This window comes from Demequina sediminis (assembly GCF_039545075.1).
Classification (GTDB): Bacteria; Actinomycetota; Actinomycetes; order Actinomycetales; family Demequinaceae; genus Demequina; species Demequina sediminis.
In genome coordinates this window covers 13,387-38,255 of sequence record NZ_BAABRR010000008.1, presented here as the reverse complement: position 1 = coordinate 38,255, position 24,869 = coordinate 13,387, and the positions used below count along the sequence as shown (strand labels likewise).

General features: G+C 70.2%; 23 protein-coding genes. 17 read left to right on the top strand and 6 right to left on the bottom strand.

Annotated elements, in window-relative coordinates; genetic code table 11:
- Nucleotides 1-57 precede the first annotated feature (57 nt).
- The 4 genes from coaE (at nt 58) to ABEA62_RS08470 (ending at nt 3,894) form a co-directional block, all read left to right on the top strand.
- Entirely contained in the window at nt 58-651 is a 594-nt protein-coding gene (gene coaE / locus ABEA62_RS08485) for a dephospho-CoA kinase (RefSeq protein ID WP_286216121.1), read from the top strand.
- A 42-nt stretch (nt 652-693) separates the two neighbouring features.
- Nucleotides 694-2,763: an excinuclease ABC subunit UvrB gene (gene uvrB, locus ABEA62_RS08480; RefSeq protein ID WP_286216120.1), complete on the top strand. Its 2,070-nt coding sequence runs from the start codon at nt 694-696 to the stop codon at nt 2,761-2,763.
- Nucleotides 2,764-2,853: 90 nt separating this feature from the next.
- Nucleotides 2,854-3,732 (top strand): TerC/Alx family metal homeostasis membrane protein, encoded by an 879-nt coding sequence (locus ABEA62_RS08475; protein ID WP_345379621.1) that lies wholly within the window; start codon nt 2,854-2,856, stop codon nt 3,730-3,732.
- A 27-nt stretch (nt 3,733-3,759) separates the two neighbouring features.
- Entirely contained in the window at nt 3,760-3,894 is a 135-nt protein-coding gene (locus tag ABEA62_RS08470) for a hypothetical protein (protein WP_345379619.1), read from the top strand.
- A 9-nt stretch (nt 3,895-3,903) separates the two neighbouring features.
- Here the strand turns inward: ABEA62_RS08470 and ABEA62_RS08465 are convergent, their stop codons facing one another.
- Nucleotides 3,904-4,188, bottom strand: coding sequence for a YciI family protein (locus ABEA62_RS08465; protein WP_286216118.1), 285 nt, complete (start codon nt 4,186-4,188; stop codon nt 3,904-3,906).
- Nucleotides 4,189-4,246: 58 nt separating this feature from the next.
- Nucleotides 4,247-4,672 (bottom strand): transcriptional regulator, encoded by a 426-nt coding sequence (locus tag ABEA62_RS08460; protein WP_286216117.1) that lies wholly within the window; start codon nt 4,670-4,672, stop codon nt 4,247-4,249.
- A gap of 178 nt (nt 4,673-4,850) precedes the next feature.
- On the opposite strand from ABEA62_RS08460, the gene uvrA reads away from it, so the two are divergent.
- The 10 genes from uvrA (at nt 4,851) to ABEA62_RS08410 (ending at nt 16,427) form a co-directional block, all read left to right on the top strand.
- Nucleotides 4,851-7,691, top strand: coding sequence for an excinuclease ABC subunit UvrA (gene uvrA, locus ABEA62_RS08455; RefSeq protein ID WP_345379616.1), 2,841 nt, complete (start codon nt 4,851-4,853; stop codon nt 7,689-7,691).
- Between the two features lie 9 nt (nt 7,692-7,700).
- Nucleotides 7,701-9,584, top strand: a complete 1,884-nt coding sequence (uvrC, locus tag ABEA62_RS08450) for an excinuclease ABC subunit UvrC (RefSeq protein ID WP_345379613.1) — start codon at nt 7,701-7,703, stop codon at nt 9,582-9,584.
- Entirely contained in the window at nt 9,581-10,501 is a 921-nt protein-coding gene (gene rapZ, locus ABEA62_RS08445) for an RNase adapter RapZ (protein WP_345379611.1), read from the top strand. The genes uvrC and rapZ overlap by 4 nt, the downstream gene beginning before the upstream one ends.
- The gene (locus tag ABEA62_RS08440) at nt 10,498-11,445 is read left to right on the top strand and encodes a gluconeogenesis factor YvcK family protein (protein ID WP_286216111.1); all 948 of its coding nucleotides are present in this window, start codon (nt 10,498-10,500) and stop codon (nt 11,443-11,445) included. The genes rapZ and ABEA62_RS08440 overlap by 4 nt, the downstream gene beginning before the upstream one ends.
- 20 nt (nt 11,446-11,465) lie before the next feature.
- Complete coding sequence (gene whiA, locus ABEA62_RS08435; RefSeq protein WP_345379609.1) at nt 11,466-12,449, top strand: DNA-binding protein WhiA; 984 nt, start codon at nt 11,466-11,468, stop codon at nt 12,447-12,449.
- Between the two features lie 168 nt (nt 12,450-12,617).
- Nucleotides 12,618-13,622: a type I glyceraldehyde-3-phosphate dehydrogenase gene (gene gap, locus ABEA62_RS08430; RefSeq protein ID WP_286216110.1), complete on the top strand. Its 1,005-nt coding sequence runs from the start codon at nt 12,618-12,620 to the stop codon at nt 13,620-13,622.
- 102 nt (nt 13,623-13,724) lie between these two features.
- Nucleotides 13,725-14,915: a phosphoglycerate kinase gene (locus tag ABEA62_RS08425; RefSeq protein ID WP_286216108.1), complete on the top strand. Its 1,191-nt coding sequence runs from the start codon at nt 13,725-13,727 to the stop codon at nt 14,913-14,915.
- A 5-nt stretch (nt 14,916-14,920) separates the two neighbouring features.
- Complete coding sequence (gene tpiA / locus ABEA62_RS08420) at nt 14,921-15,712, top strand: triose-phosphate isomerase (protein WP_345379604.1); 792 nt, start codon at nt 14,921-14,923, stop codon at nt 15,710-15,712.
- An 87-nt stretch (nt 15,713-15,799) separates the two neighbouring features.
- Nucleotides 15,800-16,045 (top strand): preprotein translocase subunit SecG, encoded by a 246-nt coding sequence (secG, locus tag ABEA62_RS08415; protein ID WP_286216107.1) that lies wholly within the window; start codon nt 15,800-15,802, stop codon nt 16,043-16,045.
- Between the two features lie 19 nt (nt 16,046-16,064).
- Entirely contained in the window at nt 16,065-16,427 is a 363-nt protein-coding gene (locus ABEA62_RS08410; protein WP_286216106.1) for an RNA polymerase-binding protein RbpA, read from the top strand.
- A 118-nt stretch (nt 16,428-16,545) separates the two neighbouring features.
- Here the strand turns inward: ABEA62_RS08410 and pgl are convergent, their stop codons facing one another.
- The 4 genes from pgl to tkt all read right to left on the bottom strand — a co-directional run bounded on the left by pgl (nt 16,546) and on the right by tkt (nt 21,975).
- The gene (gene pgl, locus ABEA62_RS08405; protein ID WP_286216105.1) at nt 16,546-17,271 is read right to left on the bottom strand and encodes a 6-phosphogluconolactonase; all 726 of its coding nucleotides are present in this window, start codon (nt 17,269-17,271) and stop codon (nt 16,546-16,548) included.
- Between the two features lie 50 nt (nt 17,272-17,321).
- A complete protein-coding gene (locus tag ABEA62_RS08400; RefSeq protein ID WP_286216104.1) occupies nt 17,322-18,242 on the bottom strand; it encodes a glucose-6-phosphate dehydrogenase assembly protein OpcA in 921 nt (306 codons plus the stop codon).
- Nucleotides 18,239-19,756 (bottom strand): glucose-6-phosphate dehydrogenase, encoded by a 1,518-nt coding sequence (gene zwf, locus ABEA62_RS08395; RefSeq protein WP_286216102.1) that lies wholly within the window; start codon nt 19,754-19,756, stop codon nt 18,239-18,241. The genes ABEA62_RS08400 and zwf overlap by 4 nt, the downstream gene beginning before the upstream one ends.
- A gap of 155 nt (nt 19,757-19,911) precedes the next feature.
- On the bottom strand, nt 19,912-21,975 hold the full coding sequence (gene tkt / locus ABEA62_RS08390; RefSeq protein WP_286216100.1) for a transketolase: 2,064 nt from the start codon (nt 21,973-21,975) through the stop codon (nt 19,912-19,914).
- A gap of 160 nt (nt 21,976-22,135) precedes the next feature.
- Between tkt and ABEA62_RS08385 the strand changes: the two genes are divergently transcribed.
- From ABEA62_RS08385 to ABEA62_RS08375, 3 genes are read left to right on the top strand one after another with little or no spacing between them, the layout of a single operon-like run.
- Entirely contained in the window at nt 22,136-23,089 is a 954-nt protein-coding gene (locus ABEA62_RS08385) for a heme o synthase (protein WP_345379598.1), read from the top strand.
- 13 nt (nt 23,090-23,102) lie between these two features.
- Nucleotides 23,103-24,020 (top strand): site-specific tyrosine recombinase XerD, encoded by a 918-nt coding sequence (locus ABEA62_RS08380; protein ID WP_286216098.1) that lies wholly within the window; start codon nt 23,103-23,105, stop codon nt 24,018-24,020.
- 24 nt (nt 24,021-24,044) lie between these two features.
- Nucleotides 24,045-24,869 (top strand): ParA family protein, encoded by an 825-nt coding sequence (locus ABEA62_RS08375; RefSeq protein ID WP_425558003.1) that lies wholly within the window; start codon nt 24,045-24,047, stop codon nt 24,867-24,869.

The window sequence follows — 24,869 nt, the reverse complement described above, 5'->3', positions numbered from 1 at the left end:
CGCGGCGGCCTTCGCCGCGTTTGGTCCCCACTCGCGCGGCGTGTGACACTGCTTCCCGTGCTGCGCATCGGTCTCACGGGCGGAATCGCCTCGGGCAAGTCGACCGCTGCCGCGCGCCTTGGAGCGTTGGGTGCCCGCGTCGTGGACCACGACGCCCTCGCGCGACGCGCGGTCGAGCCCGGCTCGGCGGCGCTGGCCGACATCGCCGGCGCGTTCGGCGACAGGGTGATCGTCGACGGGGCGCTGGACCGCCCGGCACTCGCCGACATCGTCTTCCGCGACGAGGGCGCGCGCCAGCGCCTCAACGGGATCGTGCACCCCTACGTGATCGCGATGGGCACGGCCGCGGACAAGCAGGCGCGCCGCGACGGCGTCGCCGTGATCGTCCATGACATTCCGCTGCTCGTCGAGACGGGCCAGGGTGCGGACTTCGACCTGGTGGTCACCATTGCGGCCCCCGAGGAGGTGCGCGTCGACAGGCTCGTCACCACGCGCGGCTTGCGCAGGGACGATGCCGTGGCGCGGATTCGCGCGCAGGCGTCGGATGGCGAGAGGGCGGCCGCGGCGGACGTGGTGCTCGATGGCTCCGGCAGCGTGGCCGACCTCGAGGCCCAGATCGACTCCTTCTGGTCGCTGCACGTTCCTCGGTGACCGCGGCATCGTCCTGTCGGAGGCCCGGCGTACCGTAGTCGCATGAGCCGACCCGATCTCCGCCGCAGCGAGGCGCCCTTCCAGGTGATCTCCGACTACAAGCCCTCCGGCGACCAGCCCAAGGCGATCGACGAGCTCGCCCGCAGGATCGAGGCGGGGGAGCGAGACGTGGTGCTGCTGGGTGCGACCGGAACCGGAAAGTCGGCGACCACCGCGTGGCTCGTCGAGCGCCTGCAGCGGCCCACGCTGGTCATGGCGCATAACAAGACGCTCGCGGCGCAGCTCGCGAACGAGTTCCGCGACCTCATGCCGAACAACGCGGTCGAGTACTTCGTGTCGTACTACGACTACTACCAGCCCGAGGCGTATGTGCCACAGACGGATACCTTCATCGAGAAGGACTCCTCGATCAATGAGGAGGTCGAGCGGCTGCGGTACTCGGCGACCAACTCGCTGCTCACGCGGCGCGACGTGATCGTCGTCTCGTCCGTCTCATGCATCTACGGCCTGGGCACCCCCGAGGAGTACATCGAGGGCATGGTGACGCTCGGGGTGGGTGACGTGGTCGACCGCGACTCGCTGCTGCGCGAGTTTGTCCAGATGCAGTACTCGCGCAACGACCTCGCGTTCACGCGGGGAACGTTCCGCGTGCGCGGCGACACGGTGGAGATCATCCCCGTGTATGAGGAGCTCGCGATCCGCATCGAGATGTTCGGCGATGAGGTCGAGGCGCTCTACACGCTGCACCCCCTCACGGGAGAGGTAGTCGAGCGACGCGAGCGGGTCCACATCTTCCCCGCCTCGCACTACGTCGCGAGCGAGGAGCGCATGAACCGCGCGATCACGACCATCGAGATCGAGCTCGGGGAGCGGCTGCAGGAACTCGAGAAGCAGAACAAGCTGCTTGAGGCCCAGCGCCTCAAGATGCGCACCACGTTCGACCTCGAGATGATGCGCTCGGTGGGGACGTGCTCGGGCATCGAGAACTACTCGCGCCACATCGAGCAGCGCGCGCCGGGCACGCCGCCGCACACGCTGCTGGACTACTTCCCCGACGACTTCCTGCTGGTCCTCGACGAGTCGCACGTGACCGTCCCACAGATCGGGGCCATGTTCGAGGGCGACACCTCGCGCAAACGCACCCTGGTGGAACACGGCTTCCGGCTCCCGTCCGCGATGGACAACAGGCCGCTCAAGTGGACGGAGTTCCAGGAGCGCGTGGGGCAGACGGTCTATCTCTCGGCGACCCCGGGCAAGTATGAGCTCGAGCGAGCGGACGGCGTGGTGGAACAGATCATCCGTCCCACGGGGCTCGTGGACCCCAAGATCGTCGTGAAGCCCACCGAGGGCCAGATCGACGATCTCCTCGAGGCGATTCGCTCGCGCGTCGAGCGTGACGAGCGCGTGCTTGTCACCACGCTCACCAAGAAGATGGCCGAGGATCTCACCGAGTACCTGGGCGATCGCGGCGTGAGGGTCGAGTACCTGCACTCGGACGTCGACACGCTGCGGCGCGTCGAGCTGCTGCGCGAGCTGCGCATGGGGCGCTTCGACGTGCTCGTGGGCATCAACCTGCTGCGCGAGGGTCTCGACCTGCCCGAGGTGTCGCTCGTCGCGATCCTCGACGCGGACAAGGAGGGCTTCCTGCGGTCCGGGACCTCGCTCATCCAGACCATTGGCCGCGCGGCGCGCAACGTGTCCGGCGAGGTGCACATGTACGCGGATTCGATCACCGACTCGATGGCGTCGGCGATCGACGAGACCAACAGGCGCCGCGAGATGCAGGTCGCGTACAACGAGGAGCACGGGATCGACCCCCAGCCGCTGCGCAAGCGCATCGGCGACATCACCGAGATGCTCGCGCGCGAGGAGGCGGACACCGTCGAGACCCTCGAGCGGGCAAAGGCGGGGGCCACGTCGGGAGGCGCGGGGCCCGGAGGGCGCTCGCTCATGGCGCAGCGTCCCGCCGACGAGCTCGCACAGCTCATCGAGGACCTCTCGGACCAGATGCGTGTCGCGGCCGGCGACCTGCAGTTCGAGATCGCGGCGCGCCTGCGCGACGAGATCGGCGAGCTCAAGAAGGAGCTGCGGCAGATGATCGACGCGGGCTGACGGCACGCGGGCGCGCGGGCGGCTGCCCCGCCGGTGGCGCCGGGACGTGCGGCGCACCTCCGACGCTCGCGTGCGACCTAGGATGGCTCGGTGGAATCACCGCTCGTCTGGACCCTCACGCTCATCGGCATCCTCGGCCTCTTCATCTTCGACTTCGTGGTCGTGGTGGCGAAGCCTCACGTGCCCACCTTTCGTGAGTCGGCGTTGTGGTCCGTGTTCTACATCGTGTTGGCGCTAGCGTTCGGCGCATCGATGTGGCTGTGGAACTCGCCCGGCCAGGGGACGGAGTTCCTCGCGGGCTTCATCACCGAGAAATCGCTGTCCGTCGACAACCTCTTCGTCTTCCTCGTGATCCTGTCCCGCTTCGCGGTGCCGCCCGCGCAGCGGCAGCGAGTGCTGCTGATCGGCATCGCGATCGCGCTGGTGCTGCGTGGCGTGTTCATCGCGGCGGGTGCGGCAGCCCTGTCGACGTTCAGCTGGACGTTCTACCTGTTCGGCGCGTTCCTCCTGTACACCGCGGTTGCGGTGGCGCGCGAGGGTGGCGCCGAGGAGGGTGACGTCGAGTACAAGGAGAACGCCCTCGTGCGGGGCGTGAAGAGGCTCATGCCCGTCACGGACGGCTACCGCGACGGCCGGTTCGTGGTGCGCGAGGCGGGACGCCGCATGATCACGCCCATGGTGCTGGTGATCCTCGCGATCGGCGGCACGGACGTGCTCTTCGCACTCGACTCGATCCCCGCGATCTTCGGGCTCACCCAGGATCCCTACATCGTGTTCACCGCGAACGCCTTCGCGCTCCTGGGCCTGCGTCAACTCTTCTTCCTCGTGGATGGGTTGCTCGCGCGCCTCGTGTACCTCTCCTACGGCCTCGCCGTGGTGCTGGGATTCATCGGCGTGAAGCTCGTGCTCGAGGCGCTCCACCAGAACTCGCTGCCGTTCCTCAACGGTGGGGAACCGGTCGAGGTGTGACTGCCCTCCTCAGGAGTGTCGCTCGCCGTGATTCTGGGTGTGATCGGCGTGGCCGCCGCCGCGAGCATGATCGCGACGCGGGGCGGCAGGGACCACCGCACGGCACGCCTCGCCGAGCACGACCACGCCGAGCAGGTACGGGCCGACCACGACCGCGGTTGAGAGGGGTGCTCAGGCCGTCCAGGGACCCGAGGCCGGCCACGCCCTGACCGAGTGCTCGGGCACCAGGCCGGCACGCACGTAGGGATCCGCAGCGACCATCGCCTGCGCCTCCTCGAGCGGGGCGGCCTCGAACACGATCAGCGCGCCCGGCGTGCCCTCGTCCTCGTAGCGGCCGAAGACCGGTGCCTTGCCCTGTGCGGCGAGGTCGAGGAGGTACGCGCGGTGCTCGGGGCGAGCGGCGTCCCGCTCGGCGGCGCGGTCGTCATACGTGTAGTGGATCGCAAAGAGGCTCATGCCGCCATCCTGCCGCATCCAGGGACTGCGGGACGATGCCCGTCGCCCCTCGCGCGCGTCACGAGGCGGAAGCGCGCAGCGCGGCGACGTGGCCGTCGAAGGCGGCGCGGCCGTCGGGCGTCGCGCGGAGCCAGATGCGCTCACGCCCCCAGGGAACGTCTGACCGGGTGTACTCGGCGTAGCCGGCGGCGATAAGGGGAGCGAGCGCGGGTCCGACCTCGCTCGCGGGCGTCTCGAGAGCCTCCTCAAGCACGGCCGTGTCGATGTGGCCCTCGTACGACGCGAGAGTGGCCATGATCCGGAGTCCGAGCGGATCGGCGAGGGTGGCGTCGAGCTGAGGGATGTCGGTGGCTCGAGACTGGACCGGTCGCGCGAGCCGAGCGTTCCACACGGTGAAGATCGCGAACGTCGCGACGGCGACGATGACGCCGATCGCGGCGTTCGCCCACGCCCAGGCATCTCGCCCGACCAGTGCGAGGGACACGCACCCGCGCCGCCATCCTTGCCCGCACGGCCTCGATGGCGTGAAGCGCGGCGACGGGTGGTTCGTGAGTCTCCACACTCGCAACCCAGCGGCACGCGGGCGCGCAACCCAAGCATCGTCCCCACGACACGCGCGCATCGAACGTGTGTTCGAACGGGTTTCCGCGTAGCATGGCCGGGTGAACGACCGTCTCCTCGTCCGTGGTGCCCGTGAGCACAACCTCAAGGGGGTCGACCTCGACCTCCCGCGCGATGCACTCATCGTGTTCAGCGGCCTGTCCGGCTCGGGCAAGTCCTCCCTGGCGTTCGACACCATCTTCGCGGAGGGCCAGCGCCGCTACGTCGAGTCGCTAAGCGCCTACGCGCGCCAGTTCTTGGGGCAGATGGACAAGCCCGACGTCGACTTCATCGAGGGGCTCAGCCCGGCGGTGAGCATCGATCAGAAGTCCACCAACCGCAACCCGCGTTCGACCGTGGGCACGATCACCGAGGTCTACGACTACCTGCGCCTGCTCTACGCGCGCGTCGGGACCCCGCACTGCCCGGTGTGTGGCGAGCAGATCCAGGCGCAGACGCCGCAGCAGATTGTGGACTCGGTGCTCGCGCTACCCGAGGGCACGCGCTATCAGGTGCTCGCCCCCGTGGTGCGCGGTCGCAAGGGTGAGTATCAGGATCTCTTCCAGGACCTTCAGCAGCAGGGCTTCGCGCGTGCGCGGGTCGACGGCGAGACCATCCAGCTCACCGAGCCGCCCACGCTCGAGAAGAAGCTCAAGCACGACATCGAGGTCGTCGTGGACCGCCTGGTAGCGCGCGACGGCGTGCGTCAGCGGCTCACCGACTCGGTCGAGACGGCCCTGCGGATCGCGGACGGTCTGGTGATCATCGACCCGGTCGACGGCGACATGGAGCCACGCCGGTACAGCGAGAAGCGCGCGTGCCCCAACGACCACGTCCTCACGCTCGAGGAGATGGAGCCGCGTACCTTCTCCTTCAACGCCCCGTACGGCGCGTGCCCCGAGTGCACGGGCATCGGCATCCGCCTCGAGGTGGATCCCGACCTGGTGATCCCGGACCGCGAGATGTCGCTCAACGAGGGTGCCGTGGCGCCGTGGGCCGCGACCAGCTCCGACTACTTCACGCGCACGCTCACCGCGCTCGCCGCCGACCTGGGCTTCTCGATGGACACGCCGTGGAAGGAGCTGCCCGCGGAGGTGCAGGCGGCGATCCTCACGGGCAAGGACTACCAGGTCCACGTGAAGTTCAAGAACCGATACGGACGCGAGCGGCAGTACACGACCGGCTTCGAAGGCGTCATCACGTGGATCGAGCGCCTCCACGGCCAGACCGAGTCCGAGTGGTCGCGCGAGCGCTACGAGTCCTACATGCGCGAGGTGCCGTGTCCGGTGTGCCGCGGTGCGCGCCTCAAGCCCGAGGTGCTCGCCGTGACGATCGGCGGCAAATCCATCGCGGAGGTGTGCGAACTGTCGATCGCGGAGGCACGCGGATTCCTCACCGCGGCCGACCTCGACGAACGCGGCCGCCAGATCGCCGTCCAGGTGCTCAAGGAGATCGATGCGCGACTGGGCTTCCTGCTCGACGTGGGCCTCGACTACCTGACGCTCGCGCGCGCGGCGGGCACGCTGTCGGGAGGCGAGGCGCAGCGCATCAGGCTCGCCACCCAGATCGGCTCGGGCCTGGTGGGAGTGCTGTACGTGCTCGATGAGCCGAGCATCGGCCTCCACCAGCGCGACAACCGCCGTCTCATCGACACCCTCACGCGCCTGCGCGACCTGGGCAATACCCTGATCGTGGTCGAGCACGACGAGGACACGATCCGCACCGCGGACTGGGTGGTGGACATCGGCCCCGGCGCGGGAGAGCACGGGGGCGAGGTCGTCCACTCGGGCACCTACGAGGACCTGCTGACCAACGAGCGGTCGATGACCGGCGCGTACGTGTCGGGGCGCCGCACCATCGAGCTGCCGTCCGAGCGCCGACCGATCGACCCGGGTCGATCGGACACGGTGGTGGGCGCGCGCGAGCACAACCTGCGCGACATCGACGTGTCCTTCCCGCTCGGCGTCCTCACGGCCGTCACCGGGGTGTCGGGCTCCGGCAAGTCGACGCTGGTGAACTCGATCCTCTACACGAGCCTCGCGAACACGCTCAACGGAGCACGTCAGGTCGCGGGACGGCACACGCGCATCACGGGCGTGGACCAGCTCGACAAGATCGTCCACGTCGACCAGGGACCCATCGGGCGCACGCCGCGCTCCAACCCGGCCACCTACACGGGCGTGTGGGACAAGATGCGCAAGCTCTTCGCCGACACGCAAGAGGCGAAGGTGCGCGGCTACGGCCCGGGCCGCTTCTCCTTCAACGTCAAGGGCGGACGATGCGAGGCGTGCGCGGGTGACGGCACGCTCAAGATCGAGATGAACTTCCTTCCCGACGTGTACGTGCCGTGCGAGGTGTGCAAGGGGGCGCGGTACAACCGCGAGACCCTCGAGGTGCACTTCAAGGGCAAGAACGTGGCGGACGTCCTCAACATGCCGATCGAGGAGGCCGCGCACTTCTTCGAGGCGATCCCGTCGATCTCGCGCCACCTCACGACCCTGGTCGAGGTGGGCCTGGGCTACGTGCGGCTCGGCCAGCCCGCGCCCACGCTGTCCGGCGGCGAGGCGCAGCGCGTGAAGCTCGCCTCGGAGCTCCAGCGCCGGTCCACCGGCCGCACCGTGTACGTCCTCGACGAGCCCACGACGGGCCTTCACTTCGAGGATGTCCGCAAGCTGCTGGGCGTGCTGCAGGGGCTGGTCGACAAGGGCAACACCGTGATCGTGATCGAGCACAACCTCGACGTCATCAAGTCGTCCGACTGGGTGATCGACATGGGACCCGAGGGCGGCTCCGGCGGCGGAATCGTCATCGCGGAGGGCTCGCCCGAGGAGGTCGCGCGCGCGGAGGGCTCCCACACGGGTGCGTTCCTCGCCGAGATCCTGGGCGTGCCTGCCCGGGCCTAGGCTGGCGCCGTGACCGACCCCGCCGAGTACCGCCCCGCACCGGGAACCATCCCGGTCAAGCCCGGCGTCTATCGGTTCAGGGACCCCCACGGGCGCGTCGTCTACGTCGGCAAGGCCAAGAACCTCCGTGCGCGGCTCGCCAACTACTTCCAGGACCTCACCCAGCTCCACCCGCGCACGCGCGCGATGGTGACCACGGCATCGTCCGTCGAATGGACCGTCGTGCGCAACGAGGTCGAGGCGCTCATCCTCGAGCACACGTGGATCAAGCAGTACGACCCGCGCTTCAACGTGGTGTTCCGCGACGACAAGTCGTACCCCTACCTCGCGGTCACCATGAACGAGGAGTTCCCTCGCATCCAGGTCATGCGCGGAGAGCGCAAGAAGGGCGTGCGCTACTTCGGGCCATACGCGAGGGCGTGGGCGATCCGCGAGACCGTGGACACGCTGCTCACCGCTCTGCCGGTGCGCACGTGCGCGCCTGGCGTGTTCCGCAAGGCCGAGCGCCAGGGCAGGCCGTGCCTGCTGGGGTACATCGACAAGTGTTCGGCCCCGTGCGTGGGGCGCATCTCGCCCGAGGACCACCGCGAGCTCGCGGAGCGCGTGTGTCAGGTGCTCGCGGGCGACGCGAAGTCGCTCGTGAGGGATCTCACGGGGACGATGCACGCGGCGGCCGAGCGCGAGGACTTCGAGTCCGCGGCGCGTGCGCGGGACAGGCTGCGCGCGCTGGACTCCGTGATGGCGCGCAACGCGATCGTGCTCGCGGCGGGCGTGGATGCCGACATCTTCTCGCTCGAGGACGACGAGCTCGAGGCCGCGGCCCACGTCTTCCACGTGCGCGACGGACGCATCTCGGGGGAGCGCGGCTGGGTGGTCGACAAGCCCGAGCCGCTCGACGGACCCGGACTGGTGATGCGCCTCCTCGAGGAGGCATACGGCGCCGCGGAGCCCGAGGAGATCCCGGCGGAGGTGCTGGTGCCTCACCTCCCCGAGGACGCGCCCAGCCTGGTCGCGTGGCTCAGCGGCGTGCGCGGGTCGCGGGTGACGATGCGCGTGCCGGCCAGGGGGAAGAAGGCCGAGCTCGCTGCCACGGGCCTGGGCAACGCGCGTCAGGTGCTCGCGCAGCATCGTCTCAAGCGCGCCTCCGACCTCACGACCCGCTCCGCCGCGCTGCAGGAACTGCAGGAGTCGCTGGGGCTGACCGAGGCGCCGCTGCGGATCGAGTGCTACGACATCTCGCACACCCAGGGCACCCACCAGGTGGGGTCGATGGTGGTGTTCGAGGACGCGATCCCACGCAAGCCGGAGTACCGCCAGTTCTCGATCGCGGACGCGGTGGACGACACTCAGGCGATGCGCGAGGTTCTGACGCGGCGGTTCCGGCGCTACCTCGAGGAGTCGAAGTTGCCTCCCGAGGAACGCGAGACGGCGCGCTTCGCGTACCCGCCGCAACTCGTGGTGGTGGACGGCGGCCTGCCGCAGGTGAACGCCGCGCGCGCGGTGCTCGACGAGGTGGGCGTGCCGGACATCGCGGTCGTGGGCCTCGCGAAGCGCCTCGAGGAGGTGTGGGTGCCCGGGGACCCGTTCCCCGTGATCCTGCCGCGCGGGTCGGAGGCGTTGTACCTGCTGCAGCGCGTGCGTGACGAGGCCCACCGCTTCGCGATCAAGCACCACCGCGCCAAGCGCACCAAGGCGATGAAGGTGTCGAGTCTTGACGAGGTCCCGGGGGTGGGTCCCGGCCGCGCCAAGGCGCTCGTGACGCACTTCGGCTCCCTCGCTCGCCTCAAGGAGGCGTCGATCGAGCAGATCGCCTTGGTTCCCGGCGTGGGATCGGGCACCGCCCGCGCCGTCTACCAGGCGCTGCACGGCGACGGTGGCATGCTGGACGCATGATGGACGAGGTCCCCCCTGTCACGTTCCCCTCCGGGATTCCGCTGCCGACCGTCGACATGTCGGGAATCGACGCCGAGGTCATGGTCCTCACCGGCATGTCGGGGGCGGGGCGGACGCGCGCGGCCGCCGTGCTGGCTGATCTGGGCTGGTACGTGGTCGACAACCTGCCGCCGCAGCTGCTGGGTGGATTCGTCGCGATGGTGGGCAGCGGGGGATACCGCAGGCTTGCCGCGGTGGTCGACGTGCGTGGCGGCGGCTTCTTCCAGGACGTCGAGGCGGTTCTCGACGATCTCGAGTCGCGCGGGGTGCCCGTGCGGCTGATGTTCCTCGACGCCTCCGATCCGGCTCTCGTCCACCGCTTCGAGGAGGCCAGGCGACCGCATCCCCTTCAGGGAGAGGGCACGCTGCTCGAGGGCATCGCACGCGAGCGGGCGGCGCTGGCCGCGGTGCGCGAGCGAGCGGCGGAGGTCCTTGACACGAGCCACCTCAACGTCCACCAGCTCCGCGATGCGATGACGAACCTGGCCGGCGGGCCGGAGCTGCCGCTGCAGGTCAACGTGCAGTCCTTCGGATTCAAGAACGGTCCGCCCCACGATGCCGACTTCGTCGCGGACGTCCGCTTCCTGCAGAACCCTCACTGGGTGCCTGAGCTGCGCCCGCTCACCGGTCTCGACGAGCCGGTGCGCGACTACGTGCTGGGCTCGGACGGCGCCGCGGAGTTTGTCGAAGGCTACGCCGCGGTCATCGCGGGCGCCCTCGATCGCTATCGCGCGCACGACAAGCACTCGGTGACGATTGGCGTCGGATGTACCGGCGGCAAGCACCGGTCGGTCGCGATCGCGGAGGAACTGGGGCGAGTCCTCGCCGAGCGCGGCTTCCAGGTGCGCGTCTCGCATCGGGACAGGTCGCCCCGATGACAGGGCCGCAGGTGGTCGCCTTGGGCGGCGGCCACGGCCTCTACGCGACGCTGTCCGCGCTGCGCGGCACGTGCGAGGGTCTCACCGCCGTGGTGACGGTCGCCGACGACGGCGGATCCTCCGGACGGATCCGGGCCGAGATGAACGTCCCGCCGCCCGGCGACCTGCGCATGGCGCTGTCCGCGCTGTGCGAGGACACCGACTGGGGTCGCACGTGGCGCGATGTGCTGCAGTGGCGCTTCGCGACGGACGGACCCCTCGACGGGCACGCGGTCGGCAACCTGCTCATCGCCGGCCTGTGGGACCGCAGCGGGGGAATCGTCGAGGGCCTCGATTGGGTCGCCCGTCTGTTGCGCTGTGAAGGGCGCGTGCTGCCCGTCTCGACCGAGCCCATCACGGTGAGTGCCCAGGTCGCCCGCGATGGCCGTGTGGAGAAGGTCGTGGGTCAGGTTGCCGTCGCGACCGCCGAGGGTCGAATGCGGTCGCTCGCGATCGAGCCGGCGGATCCGGCCGTGCCTGCGGCGACCCTCGAGGCGATCGCCGATGCCGACGCCATCATCCTCGGCCCCGGCAGCTGGTATACCTCGGTGCTCACTCACTTCCTGGTGCCGAGGGTTGCGGCGGCGCTGACCGCCGCGGGGCCGCGGACGATCCTCACGCTCAACATCGCGCACGAGGACGAGGAGACGGCCGGCACGGATCGCGTCGACGACATCGAGGCGCTGCGCGCGGCCGCTCCCGGCTTCGCACCCGCCGTGGTGTTGGCCGACTCGAGCCACGACGAGCCCGCGCTGAGGAGCCGGGTGGAGCAGTGGGGCGCGCGCTTTGTCGCGGCGCCGATGCGCGCGGAGGGAACCGTGGACCGTCACGATCCGCTCGTGCTGCGCGAGCAGTATCGCGACCTGGTGACATGGGTCGCGGGCGGCGGCGCCCTCGCGCGCTGACTGGTGGCAGGATTGTCGCCATGGCTCTGACGGCACAGGTAAAGGACGAGCTCGCTCGCGTCCCGCTCGAGAAGGTCTCCGCACGCAAGGCGGAGATCGCGGCAACCCTCCGCTTCGCGGGGGGACTGCACATCGTGTCCGGCAGGATCGTGATCGAGGCCGAGCTCGACACCGCCGCGGCGGCGCGCCGCCTGCGCCTGTTCATCCAGGAGACCTACGGCCTCGCCTCGGAGATCATCGTCGTGTCGGGTGGGGCCCTGAAGAAGGGCAACCGCTACGTGGTGCGCGTCGTCAAGGAGGGCGAGTCTCTCGCTCGTCAGACGGGGCTGCTCGATCACCGCGGCCGTCCCGTGCGCGGGCTCCCTCCCCACGTGGTGGGCGGCGCGATCGAGGACACCGTCGCCGCCTGGCGTGGCGCCTTCCTCGCGCACGGTTCGCTCACCGAGCCCGGCCGGTCGTCGGCCCTCGAGGTCACCTCGCCGGGACCCGAGGCGGCCCTCGCGCTTGTGGGCGCCGCGAGGCGCCTGGGCGTGTCCGCGAAGTCCCGTGAGGTGCGCGGCGTCGATCGCGTGGTCATCCGCGACGGCGACTCGATCGCCAATCTGCTCACGCGCCTGGGAGCCCACGACTCCGTGCTCGCGTGGGAGGAGAAGCGCACGCGCCGCGAGGTGCGCGGCACGGCCAACCGGCTCGCGAACTTCGACGACGCCAACCTGCGCCGCAGCGCGCGAGCCGCGGTGGCCGCGGGTGCCCGCGTGGCGCGCGCCTTCGAGATCCTGGGCGACGACGTCCCCGACCACCTGCGGGAGGCGGGCGAACTGAGGCTTGCGCACCGCGACGCCTCGCTCGAGGAGCTGGGCAAGATGGCCGAGCCCGTGCTCACCAAGGACGCCGTGGCCGGGCGGATTCGTCGCCTGCTCGCGACCGCAGACAAGCGCGCCGAGGAACTCGGGATTCCCGATACCGAGGCTGGTATCAACCAGGAACTCCTCGACGACGACTGACCCTCTCGCGGCCGTGATCCGGGACCTCTGTCCGGCTCGCACGGAGGCCTCGAAGTAGTAGGCTCTGAAGCAGTGGCCCGCTCTGCAGCGGCGTCCGGCGCACGTCGGAGTGCGCAGCCCATCATCCATAAAGGTGTCGCTTCGGCGACGCACAGGAGGAGAAACACTGTGACCATCAAGGTCGGCATCAACGGCTTCGGCCGCATCGGACGTAACTTCTTCCGCGCCATCGAGGCGCAGGGCGCGGACATCGAGATCGTCGGCGTCAACGACCTCACGGACAACGCGACCCTGGCGCACCTGCTCAAGTACGACACGGTGCTCGGTCGCTTCCCCAAGGAGGTCACCTTCGACGAGGAGAACATCTACGTCGACGGCAAGGCGATCCGCGCGCTCGCCGAGCGTGACCCCGCGAACCTCCCCTGGGGCGAGCTCGGTGCCGACATCGTGATCGAGTCGACCGGCTTCTTCACGGACGCGACCAAGGCCAAGGCCCACATCGAGGCCGGCGCCAAGAAGGTCATCATCTCGGCTCCCGCGAGCAACGAGGACGCCACCTTCGTCGTGGGTGTGAACCACACCGACTACGACCCGGCGGCGCACACGATCATCTCGAACGCGTCCTGCACCACCAACTGCCTCGCGCCCGTCGCCAAGGCCCTCAACGACGCGATCGGCATCGAGCGTGGTCTCATGACCACGATCCACGCCTACACCGGCGACCAGAACCTCCAGGACGGTCCCCACAAGGACCTCCGCCGCGCCCGCGCCGCCGCGCAGAACATCGTCCCCACCTCGACCGGTGCCGCGAAGGCTGTCGCCCTCGTGCTCCCCGAGCTCAAGGGCAAGCTCGACGGCTTCGCGATGCGCGTCCCCACCATCACCGGCTCGGCGACCGACCTCACCTTCGAGGCCTCGCGTGAGGTGACCGTGGACGAGGTCAACGCCGCCGTCAAGGCTGCGGCCGAGGGCGCCATGGCCGGCACGCTCGAGTACACCGAGGACCCCATCGTGTCCGCGGACATCATCTCGAACCCGCACCAGTCGATCTTCGACGCCAAGCTCACCAAGGTGTCGGGCAACATGGTCAAGATCGTGGCCTGGTACGACAATGAGTGGGGCTACTCGACCTCGCTGGTCAAGCTCACCACCTACGTCGGCGAGCGCCTCTAAGCATTCGCGCCGTGATCGCTGCGACGGCCGTGCACGCTCACGCGTGTGCGGCCGTCGTCGCGTCACCCCGCCCCACCTTCACCCCTTAGGACAGGACAACCCATGAAGACCATCGACTCGCTCGGCGACCTCGCCGGCAAGAAGGTGCTCGTCCGCTCGGACCTCAACGTCCCGCTCGACGGCACCACCATCACGGACGACGGCCGCGTGCGCGCCTCGGTTCCCACGATCCAGAAGCTGCTCGACGCCGGCGCCGCCGTCATCGTCACGGCTCACCTCGGCCGCCCCAAGGGCGAGCCCGAGGCCAAGTACTCGCTCGCCCCCGCCGCCGCGCGCCTCTCCGAGCTCCTCGAGCGTCCCGTGACGCTCGCCGAGGACCTCGTGGGCGAGTCCGCCAAGGCCGTGGTCGCGGCGCTCGAGCCCGGCCAGGTCGCGATGCTCGAGAACGTGCGCTTCGACGCGCGCGAGACCTCGAAGGTCGACGAGGACCGCGAGGCGCTCGCCGCCGAGCTCGCCGCGTTCGCGGACGCCTTCGTGTCCGACGGTTTCGGTGTCGTGCACCGCAAGCAGGCCTCCGTGTACGACATCGCGAAGGTGCTGCCCGCCGCGGCCGGCACGCTCGTCGAGAAGGAGGTCGTGTCGCTCAGCAAGGCCGTGACCGACCCCGCACGCCCGTACGCCGTGGTGCTCGGAGGCTCGAAGGTCTCCGACAAGCTGGGCGTCATCGCGAACCTGCTGACCAAGGCCGACCGCCTGCTCATCGGCGGCGGCATGGTGTTCACGTTCCTGGCCGCGAAGGGCTACGGCGTGGGCAAGTCGCTGCTCGAAGAGGACCAGATCGAGACCGTCAAGGGCTACCTCGCCACGGCGGAGGAGAACGGCGTGGAGATCGTCCTGCCGACCGACATCGTCGCCGCGACGGCCTTCGCCGCCGACGCCGACGCCGTCGTGGTGGCCGCCGACGCGATCCCCGCGGACCGCCTGGGCCTCGACATCGGCCCCGACTCGGCCGCGCTGTTCGCCTCGAAGCTCTCCGACGCGAAGACCATCGTGTGGAACGGCCCCATGGGCGTGTTCGAGTTCGAGGCCTTCGCGAACGGCACCAAGGCCGTCGCGCAGGCGATGATCGACTCCGACGGCTTCTCGGTCGTGGGTGGCGGCGACTCCGCCGCCGCGGTGCGACTGCTCGGCTTCGACGAGGCCGGCTTCGGCCACATCTCGACGGGCGGCGGCGCGTCGCTCGAGCTGCTTGAGGGCAAGGTCCTGCCGGGCCTCGCCGTACTGGAGGACTGATACCCATGGCACGTACCCCCCTGATCGCGGGCAACTGGAAGCTCAACCTCGACCACCTCGAGGCGACGCACACGGTGCAGAAGCTCGCGTGGCTGCTGCGCGACGCGAAGCACGACTTCTCCGAGGTCGAGGTCGCGGTGCTCCCGTCCTTCACGTCGCTGCGCTCGGTGCAGACGCTCGTGGACGCCGACCAGCTCGAGCTCAAGTACGGCGCGCAGGACATCTCCGAGCACACCTCGGGCGCGTACACCGGTGAGGTGTCGGGCACGCAGCTGTCGAAGCTGGGCGTCTCGTACGTGGCCGTGGGCCACTCGGAGCGTCGTCAGTACCACGGCGAGTCCGACGCGACGGTTGCCGCCAAGACCAAGGCGGCCTTCGCGAACGGCATCGTGCCGATCGTGTGCGTCGGCGAGGGCCTGGACATCCGCAAGGCCGGCACCCACGTCGAGTACACGCTCGCGCAGGTCGACGGTGCGCTCGAGGGCCTCGCGGCCGAGCACGCCAAGGACGTCGTCATCGCCTATGAGCCCGTGTGGGCCATCGGCACCGGCGAGGTTGCGACCCCCGCGGACGCGCAGGAGGTCTGCGGTGCGATTCGTGCGCGCCTCGCAGAGCTGTACGACGCCGAACTCGCCGCGGGCGTGCGCGTCCTCTACGGCGGTTCCGTGAAGTCCTCGTCGATCGCTCAGCTCATGGCCGAGCCCGACGTCGACGGCGGACTCGTGGGCGGCGCCTCGCTCGACCCCGAGGAGTTCTCGAAGATCGCGCGCTTCAAGGCCCACCAGGTCGGCCTGTAAACCGCTGACCGGACCGGCCGTGTCACGGCCGGTCCGGTCGCGCGCGTCGCGTATCCTTAGAGCGCAATCCATCTTTCTGGGAGAACCGTGGACATCCTCGAGACCATCCTGTGGGTCATGCTTGTCGTGACCTCGCTGCTCATCATCGGCCTGGTGCTCGTGCACCGTGGCCGCGGCGGCGGCATCACCGACATGTTCGGCGGCGGCATCGCCTCCGGCATTCAGTCGTCCGCCGTCGGCGAGCGCAACCTCACGCGCATCACGTGGGGCGTCGCGATCGTGTGGGCGGCGGCCGTGGTGCTGCTCGGGCTCGTGTCCCGTTTCTCGATCTAACCAACGGAGGTCGTAGCCAATGGCAGGTGGCAACGCCATCCGCGGCTCGCGCGTCGGCGCGGGCCCTATGGGTGAAGACGAGCGGGGCGAATCCGCCCCGCGTCAGGTTGTCTCGTACTACTGCGCGCGGGGTCACGTGACCTCGCCCAGCTTTGCGACGGGCGACGATCAAGAGGTTCCGGTCGAGTGGGATTGCCCGCGCTGCGGGCTCCCCGCGGGACTGGACTCGGAGAATCCTCCCGAGCCCATCCGGAACGAGCCGTACAAGACGCACCTCGCATACGTGAAGGAGCGTCGCACGGACGCCGAGGGCGCCGCGCTTCTCGACGAGGCTCTCACCTCGCTGCGCGTGCGCCGCGGCGACCTCGCTCCCGCGGAGTAGTCGCACACGACCACGACAGGGCCGCTTCCCTTGGGGGAGGCGGCCCTGTCGGCGTCTCTAGGGGAGGTGTGGCTGGGAGCGCAGGTCGGCGGAGGCGGGCGAGCCGCCGGGGCCGGCCTCACACGCGCGCGGCGGCCTCCGCGTCGATCAGCCACAGCGTCTCCTGCGTGCCACGCACCGCCGCGGCGGGCAGCTCGAGGTCGCCGTGCAGCGATCGTGCGACGACGTCGGCCTTTCCTGCACCCGCTGCCACGACCCACACGCGACGCGCGCGGCGAATCGACTCGAGGGTGAGGCTCACGCGCGTCGGCGGCGGCTTGGGCGAGTCGTGTACCGCGATCGACTCCGCTCCGCGCGCCGCATAGCCCGCGTGGCCGGGAAACAGCGAGGCCACGTGACCGTCGGGTCCCATCCCGAGCATCAGCACGTCCCACGCGGGAGTGCCCGCCGCGGTGATCTGAGCGACGTAGTCCGCGGCGGCCTCCTCGGCGGTCGCGAACGAGCCCGCGGCTCCCATGCGGTGGATGTTCTCCTCGGGAAGCGGGAGCGAGCCCAGCAAGGCCTGCTGCGCCTGGCCCTCGTTGCGGTCGGGGTCGCCGGCCGCCACGAACCGCTCGTCGCCCCACCACACGTGGACGCTGGTCCAGTCGATGGTCGCGGCCAGAGGGGAGCGTGCCACGGCGGCCAGCGTCGCGATGCCCACCGTGCCGCCCGTGACGACCACATGCGCCACGTCCCGCACCGACAGCGTGTCGACGAGCGTGACCAGGAGCCGCGCCGCCGTAGCCTCGGCCACCGCCGTCGCGTCCGGGTGCACGACCACGCGGGTGGTGGAGGTGCTCACAGCGGCGCCGTGACTTTCGGTGCTCACAGCGGCGCCGTGACTTTCGGTGCTCACAGCGGCACGACCGTGTCGGTGGTGAAGGCCGCGAGGACCTCGCCGTAGACCGCGTCGTCGTCGAGGCGGCGCAGTTCCTCCGCGAGGGCCTCCTCGAGGGACCGCGCGGGCAGCGCGATGACGTGGTCCGGCTGACCCGGCTGGCGGATGGTCGCGTTGTGACCGTCGGGGCGGGCGATCGAGATGGGGCCGGACCGCGTCTCGAGCACGACCTGCTGGAGCGCGGCGACCGAGTCGTCGTATTGCGCCTCGACCTCGCAGTCGAGCGCCTCCTTGAGCCACGAGCCCAGCAGCAGGATCGACGGGCTGTTGGTGTCGCCGTGGATCCACGCCTTGGTGACCTGCGGATCCGGCACCTGCTCGAGGGCCGCGGCCAGCAGCGCGCGCCAGCGCGTGAGCCTGGTCCACGCGAGGTCGGTGTCTCCCGGGCGGTAGCACGCGGCGAGGCCCAGCAGTGTTCCCGCGGGGTCGGCCTCGCCCTTGGTGTCGGTAATGCGGCGCTGCGCCATGCGGCCCAGCGCGCGGCTGCCGAGGTCGTTCGGCACGCCCGCGGGCCACCACACGACGATCGGCGCGTCGGGCAGCAGGAGCGGGATGACGAGGGTGTCCTCGTGACCCACCTGCGCGCCCGACGGTCGCAGTACGACGACCTCGGAGGCGCCGGCGTCGCCGCCCACGCGGATCTCGGCGTCGAGCCTCGCCTCAGCGGCGTCGCCCGGCGCGATGACGATGATGCGGCAGGGGTGCTCTCGCGACGCCACGTTGGCGGTCGCGATCGCCTGCTCGGCGTCCGCTCCGGTGGCGTCGATCACGAGCGTCATCACGCGGGCGAGCGTGATGACGCCGCCCTCCTTGCGCGACTCCACGAGGCGCTTGTTGATCGCGCCCGTGGTGGTGTGGGGCATGTCGATGATCATGGGCGCCTCCAGACGCGTCCGTCGCGGGCGAGCATGGCATCGGCGCCCGCGGGGCCCCACGTGCCGCTACCGTACTGCTCCGGCTGGCCCTGCGTGGCCCAGAATTCGGTGATGGGGTCAAGGATCTTCCACGACAGCGCGACCTCCTCCTGGCGGGGGAAGAGCGGCGGGTCGCCCAGCAGCACGTCGAGGATGAGGCGCTCGTAGGCCTCGGGAGAGCTCTCGGTGAAGGCATTGCCGTACGCGAAGTCCATCGTGACGTCGCGGACCTCCATCGCGGTGCCTGGCACCTTGGAGCCGAAGCGCAGCGTCACGCCCTCGTCGGGCTGGACGCGGATGACGAGCGCGTTCGCGCCCACCTCTCCACCGGAGATCTGCTGGAAGTACGGCGACGGCGCCTTCTTGAAGACGAGCGCGATCTCGGTAACGCGCCGCCCCAGCCGCTTGCCGGCGCGCAGGTAGAACGGGGTGCCCGCCCAGCGCCTGTTGGGGAGGTCGAGCCGGATCGCGGCGTAGGTCTCCGTGGTCGAGTCGGGGGAGATGCCGTCCTCCTCGAGGAAGCCGCCCACCTGCTCGCCGCCGCGCCAGCCGGCCGCGTACTGGCCGCGCGCGGTGGCCTGCGAGAGGTCGTCGGCGAGCACGACGGAGCGCAGCACCTTCTCCTTCTCCATGCGAAGGTCGTCGGCCTCGAAGCTCGCGGGTTCCTCCATGGCCGTCAGCGCGAACAGCTGCAGGAGGTGGTTCTGGATGACATCGCGCGCCGTGCCGATCCCGTCGAAGTAGCCCGCGCGCGAGCCGATGCCGATGTCCTCGGCCATGGTGATCTGCACGTGGTCGATGTACTGCGAGTTCCAGATCGGCTCGAACAGCTGGTTCGCGAAGCGCAGCGCGAGCAGGTTCTGAACCGTCTCCTTGCCCAGGTAGTGGTCGATGCGGAACACGGAGTCGGGCGGGAAGACGTCGGACACGATCGCGTCGAGCTCCTCCGCCGACTCGAGGTTGTGCCCAAACGGCTTCTCGATGACCACGCGGCGCCACGTGCCCTCGCGGGGGTCGGACAGCCCCGACTTGCGCAGCTGCGTGATCACCTGGGGGAACGCCGAGGGCGGGATCGACAGGTAGAACGCGTGGTTCCCTCCCGTGCCCCGCTCGCGGTCGAGGTCCTCGACGGTCTCGCGCAGGCGCTGGAAGGCCTCGGGGTCGTCGAACGTGCCCTGCACGAATCGGATCCCCTCGGCCAGCTGCTGCCACGTCTCCTCGCGGAACGGCGTGCGCGCGTGCTTCTTCACCGAGTCGTGCACCACCTGCGCGAAGTCCTGCTCGTCCCAGTCGCGTCGCGCGAAGCCGGTGAGCGCGAATGCGGGAGGCAACAGGCCGCGGTTGGCGAGGTCGTAGACCGCCGGCATGAGCTTCTTGCGGGCCAGGTCGCCCGTGACGCCGAACATCACGAGACCGCAGGAGCCTGCGATGCGGGGGAGGCGGCGATCCCTGGGATCGCGCAGGGGATTGGTCAACGGTCTGCCTTCCTGGGGGGACGTGAAGGGGCGTCAGCCTGCGGTGAGGACGATGCCGGAGTGGGGGAGTCGCCTCGTGCCGGGTGGTCGCACGGACAGAGAATACGCGCGCGCCGAGTGGACCCCCGTGGGGCCCACCCGGCGCGCGGCGCGTGTCATCGTGCCGCGTCGACGCTCTCGCGCGCCTTGGCCGCCACGTTCTCGGCGGTGAAGCCGTACTTGCGCAGCAGCAGGTCGCCGTCGGCGGACTCGCCGAAGTGATCGATGGACACCGAGCGGCCGGCGTCGCCGACGATCTCGCGCCAGCCGAGGACCGAGCCGGCCTCGACGGACACGCGGGCCCTGATCGCGGACGGCAGGACCGACTCGCGGTAGGACGCGTCCTGGCGCTCGAAGCGCTCGCGCGACGGCATCGAGATGACGCGCGCCTTCACTCCGTCCGCGGCGAGGAGCTCGCGCGCGCCGAGCGCGTGCTGAACCTCGGAGCCGGTCGCGATGAGCAGCACGTCAGCGTCCTCGTCGGCGCCCGCGATGACGTAGGCACCCTTGAGGACGCCCTCGGTCGACGTGCCCTCGAGCACGGGCAGGTTCTGACGCGACAGGATCAGCGCGGACGGACGGTCCGTGGTCTCGAGCACGGCCTTCCAGGCCGCGGCGGTCTCGTTGGCGTCCGCGGGGCGGATCACGTCGAGGCCGGGGATCGCGCGCAGCGTGGCGATGTGCTCGATCGGCTGGTGGGTCGGGCCGTCCTCGCCCAGGCCCACCGAGTCGTGCGTCCACACGAAGGTCGTGGGGATCTGCATGAGCGCCGCGAGGCGGACCGAGGCACGCATGTAGTCGGAGAACACGAGGAACGTGCCGCCGTACACGCGGGTGAGGCCGTGCAGCGTGATGCCATTGAGGATCGCGCCCATGCCGAACTCGCGGATGCCGAAGTGCAGCGTGCGGCCGTACCACTGGCCGTCGGGGAACGAGTGCGTCGAGCGGTGCGGGGGCAGGAAGGACGGCTCGCCGGCCATGGTCGTGTTGTTCGAGCCCGCGAGGTCGGCCGAGCCGCCCCACAGCTCGGGCAGCACCGGCGCGAGCGCGCCGAGCACCTTGCCGGAGGCCGAGCGCGTCGCGACCGACGTCCCCACCTCGAAGGTGGGGAGGGCATCGTCCCAATTCTCGGGGAGCTCGCGTGCCGTGAGGCGCGCGAGCAGGGCCGCGCGCTCGGGCTGCTCGGCCTCCCACCGCGAGAACTGCGCGTTCCACTCGGAGTGGGCGGCCTGTCCGCGCTCGCGCACCTTGAGCATGTGGTCCATGATCTCGGGCTCGACGGCGAAGTCCTGCTCGGGGTCGAAGCCGAGCACGGTCTTGAGGCCGGCGACCTCCTCCTTGCCCAGGGCCGACCCGTGCACGCCGCCCGTGTTCTGCTTGGTGGGCGACGGCCAGCCGATGATCGTGCTGAGCGCGATGATCGAGGGCTTCGAGGTCTCGGCCTTGGCCGCGAGGATCGCGTCGTACAGCGCGGCGGGGTCCTCCTCATAGCCGTCGGGCTTCACCCAGTCGACGCGCTGCGTGTGCCAGCCGTAGGCCTCGTAGCGACCCAGGACGTCCTCGGTGAAGGAGATGTCGGTCTCGTGCTCGATCGAGATCTTGTTGTCATCCCAGATGAGGATGAGGTTGCCGAGCTCCTGCGTGCCAGCCAGCGCGCTGGCCTCGTGTGCCACGCCCTCCTGGAGGCAGCCGTCGCCCGCGATGACGTAGACGAAGTGATCGAACGGCGAGGTGCCGGGCGCGGCGTCGGGGTCGAGCAGACCCCGCTCTCGGCGCGACGCCATCGCCATGCCCACGGCGGAGGCGATTCCGGTGCCGAGCGGGCCCGTGGTGACCTCGACGCCGTCGGTGTGGCCGTACTCGGGGTGGCCGGGGGTCAGCGAACCCTCGGTGCGCAGAGACTTGAGGTCATCGAGCGTGAGCTGGTAGCCCGACGCGAAGAGCTGCAGGTACAGCGTGAGCGACGAGTGGCCGGCGGACAGCACGAAGCGGTCACGTCCCAGCCAGTGCGAGTCCGACGGGTCGTGGCGCATGACGTTCTGGAACAGCAGGTACGCGGCGGGGGCCAGCGAAATCGCGGTTCCCGGGTGGCCGTTACCGACCTTCTGCACGGCGTCGGCCGCGAGCACGCGCAGGGTGTCGACCGCACGGCGGTCGGCGTCGTTCCAGTTGATGGTCACAGGTGTCTCCCTCGACAAAGGTGGCGGGTACGGGCCCAGCCTACCGGCGCGTGCACGCGATGTATGCCGTTCACATGAACTTCACACGGGCCCATCCGAGCACGTGAGACCCCCGTAATCGGGGCCTTTGGTCCCGTGCGGCGCGGCTACACTGGAGCGCATGTCAACCGCCCCCCTCAAGGCCAGTTCCGCCGCATCCGAGGCGGCTCCGCGACGGGCGGCGACGGTCGTCAAGGGCTATGTGGCGCTGACCAAGCCGCGCATCATCGAGCTCCTGCTGGTGACCACCATCCCCACGATGGTCCTCGCCGCCGACGGCTGGCCGTCGATCGGCTTGCTCGCCGGCACGCTCGTCGGCGGTAGCCTCTCCGCGGGCGGCGCGAACGCCTTCAACAGCTACCTCGACCGCGACATCGACGCCGTGATGAAGCGCACGAGCCGCCGGCCCCTCGTGACGGGCGCCGTGAGCGAGCGCGGCGCGCTCGTCTTCGCGTGGACGTTGTCGATCGTGTCGACGGCGTGGTTCTGGTTGGTGGTGGGCTCGCCGCTTGCCGCGGTGCTGAGCGTCCTCGCGATCCTCGCGTACGTCGTGGGCTACACGATGATCCTTAAGCGGCGCACCCCCCAGAACATCGTGTGGGGCGGCGCGGCGGGCTGCATGCCCGTGCTCATCGGGTGGGCCGCCGTCACGCAGTCGCTGTCGTGGACGCCCGTGCTGCTGTTCCTCATCATCTTCTTCTGGACGCCGCCGCACTACTGGCCGCTGTCGATGCGCTTCAGGGGCGACTACGGCGCCGCGCGCGTGCCGATGCTCCCCGTGGTCGCACCCACCCGCAAGGTCGCGGTCGAGATGATCGCGTACGCCGCCGCCATGGTCGTCACCACCGTTGCTCTCGCGTGGGTCGCCGACATGACGTGGGTCTACTTGGGTGTCGCGGTCGCCGCGGGCGTGTGGTTCCTCGTCGGCTGCGTCCAGCTCTACCGCCGCACGCGACTGGGCGAGACGCACCTCAAGGAGATGCGGCTGTTCCGCGACTCGATCACCTATCTCACGCTCGTCTTCGCGGCCATCATGGTCGACCCGTTCCTGAGCGACGTCCTCTCCGTCCGGTGATGAGCGCGCGGTGATGCTCGAGCGGCAGCGCGACGCCTACCTCGCGCACGTCGCCGTCGAGCGCGGGCTGAGCCCGCACACCATCGCGGCCTATCGCCGCGACCTCGACCGGTACGCCGCCTTTCTGCGGGGCCAGGGGATCGACGCGCTCGAGTCCGTGCGCAGGGAACATGTGGCGCAGTTCGCGCAGTCCCTGAGCACGGGGGACGATGGCGGGAGGGCCCTCGCGCCGTCGTCGGCCTCGCGCACGGTGGTGGCGATACGGGGTTGGCACCGCTTCGCGGTGCTCGAGGGATGGACGCCGGCGGACCCGGCCGCGCAGGTCAAGCCGCGCGCGGTGCCCAAGCGGCTGCCCAAGGCGATCCCGATCGACGCGGTCGAGCGCATCCTCGATCAGGCCGGCGCGGGAGACGGGATCGCGCCGCTGCGCGACCGCGCACTGCTCGAGCTCGTCTACGCGACGGGTGCCCGCATCTCCGAGGCGACCGGTCTCGACGTCGACGACCTCTCCCTGGAGCCCGGTGCCGAGTCCGTCCTGCTGCGGGGCAAGGGGCGCAAGGAGCGCATCGTCCCCGTGGGCACGTATGCCGCGCGGGCGCTCGACGCGTACCTGGTGCGCGCGCGGGCGCCGCTCGCGGCAGCCGGCCGCGGCGAGGCGGCGCTGTTCCTCAACTCTCGCGGGGGACGCCTCTCGCGACAGTCGGCGTGGGCGATCCTGCGTGCCGCCGCGGAGCGCGCGGGGGTGCCGGACGTCTCACCCCACACGCTGCGGCACTCGTTCGCGACCCACCTGCTGACGGGCGGTGCAGACGTCAGGGTGGTGCAGGAACTGCTCGGACACGCCTCGGTGGCGACCACGCAGATCTACACGCTCGTCACGCGCGACACGTTGCGCGAGGTCTACGCCGCGACCCACCCGCGCGCCCGCTGAGAACGGTCCCCGCCCGGGGGTAGGGTGGCCCACGTGACCGACTTTGATGTGCCCGCACCCCTCGACAGCCACGGTCCCGCCCGCGTCATCGCGCTGTGCAATCAGAAGGGCGGGGTGGGCAAGACCACCACGTCGGTGAACCTGGCCGCGGCGCTCGCCGAGTACGGACGCCGCGTGCTGCTCATCGACTTCGACCCGCAGGGTGCGGCCTCCGCCGGGCTCGGCATCAATGCCGACGCGCTCGAGCACACCGTGTACAACCTGCTCATGGAGACCGGCGTCGCGACGCGCGACGTGATCCTCGAGACCAAGGTGCCCGGGCTCGACCTGCTGCCCGCGAACATCGACCTGTCGGCGGCCGAGGTCCAGCTCGTCGGCGAGGTCGCGCGGGAGAGCGCACTCGCGCGCGCCCTGCGTCCCGTGCTCGACGACTACGACGCGATCCTCATCGATTGTCAGCCGTCGCTTGGCCTGCTCACCGTCAACGCGCTGGTCGCGGCCCACGGCGTGATCATCCCGCTCGCGGCGGAGTTCTTCGCGATGCGCGGGGTCAAGCTGCTGGTCGACACGATCGGCAAGGTCCAGGACCGGCTCAACCCGCGTCTCACGATCGACGTGATCGTGCCGACGCTGTACGACGGCCGCACCCTCCACGCGCAGGAGGTCGTCGAGCGCGTCCGCGAGGCCTTCGGCGACAAGGTCACCGAGACCATGATTCACCGCACGGTGAAGTTCCCCGACGCGACGGTGGCCGCGGAGCCCATCACGACGTTCGCCTCGTCGCATGCGGGCGCTCAGGCCTACCGCCAGCTCGCTCGCGAGCTCGTGGCGCGCAAGGTCGCCGCCTAG

What these genes read in the sequence shown, in the direction of transcription:
- ABEA62_RS08400 (WP_286216104.1), bottom strand. Translation starts at nt 18,242, where the DNA reads ATGATCATCGACATGCCCCACACCACCACGGGCGCGATCAACAAGCGC.
- ABEA62_RS08440 (WP_286216111.1), top strand. Translation starts at nt 10,498, where the DNA reads ATGACAGGGCCGCAGGTGGTCGCCTTGGGCGGCGGCCACGGCCTCTAC.
- tpiA (WP_345379604.1), top strand. Translation starts at nt 14,921, where the DNA reads ATGGCACGTACCCCCCTGATCGCGGGCAACTGGAAGCTCAACCTCGAC.
- rapZ (WP_345379611.1), top strand. Translation starts at nt 9,581, where the DNA reads ATGATGGACGAGGTCCCCCCTGTCACGTTCCCCTCCGGGATTCCGCTG.
- ABEA62_RS08385 (WP_345379598.1), top strand. Translation starts at nt 22,136, where the DNA reads ATGTCAACCGCCCCCCTCAAGGCCAGTTCCGCCGCATCCGAGGCGGCT.
- ABEA62_RS08410 (WP_286216106.1), top strand. Translation starts at nt 16,065, where the DNA reads ATGGCAGGTGGCAACGCCATCCGCGGCTCGCGCGTCGGCGCGGGCCCT.
- ABEA62_RS08380 (WP_286216098.1), top strand. Translation starts at nt 23,103, where the DNA reads ATGCTCGAGCGGCAGCGCGACGCCTACCTCGCGCACGTCGCCGTCGAG.
- uvrB (WP_286216120.1), top strand. Translation starts at nt 694, where the DNA reads ATGAGCCGACCCGATCTCCGCCGCAGCGAGGCGCCCTTCCAGGTGATC.
- ABEA62_RS08465 (WP_286216118.1), bottom strand. Translation starts at nt 4,188, where the DNA reads ATGAGCCTCTTTGCGATCCACTACACGTATGACGACCGCGCCGCCGAG.
- whiA (WP_345379609.1), top strand. Translation starts at nt 11,466, where the DNA reads ATGGCTCTGACGGCACAGGTAAAGGACGAGCTCGCTCGCGTCCCGCTC.
- ABEA62_RS08425 (WP_286216108.1), top strand. Translation starts at nt 13,725, where the DNA reads ATGAAGACCATCGACTCGCTCGGCGACCTCGCCGGCAAGAAGGTGCTC.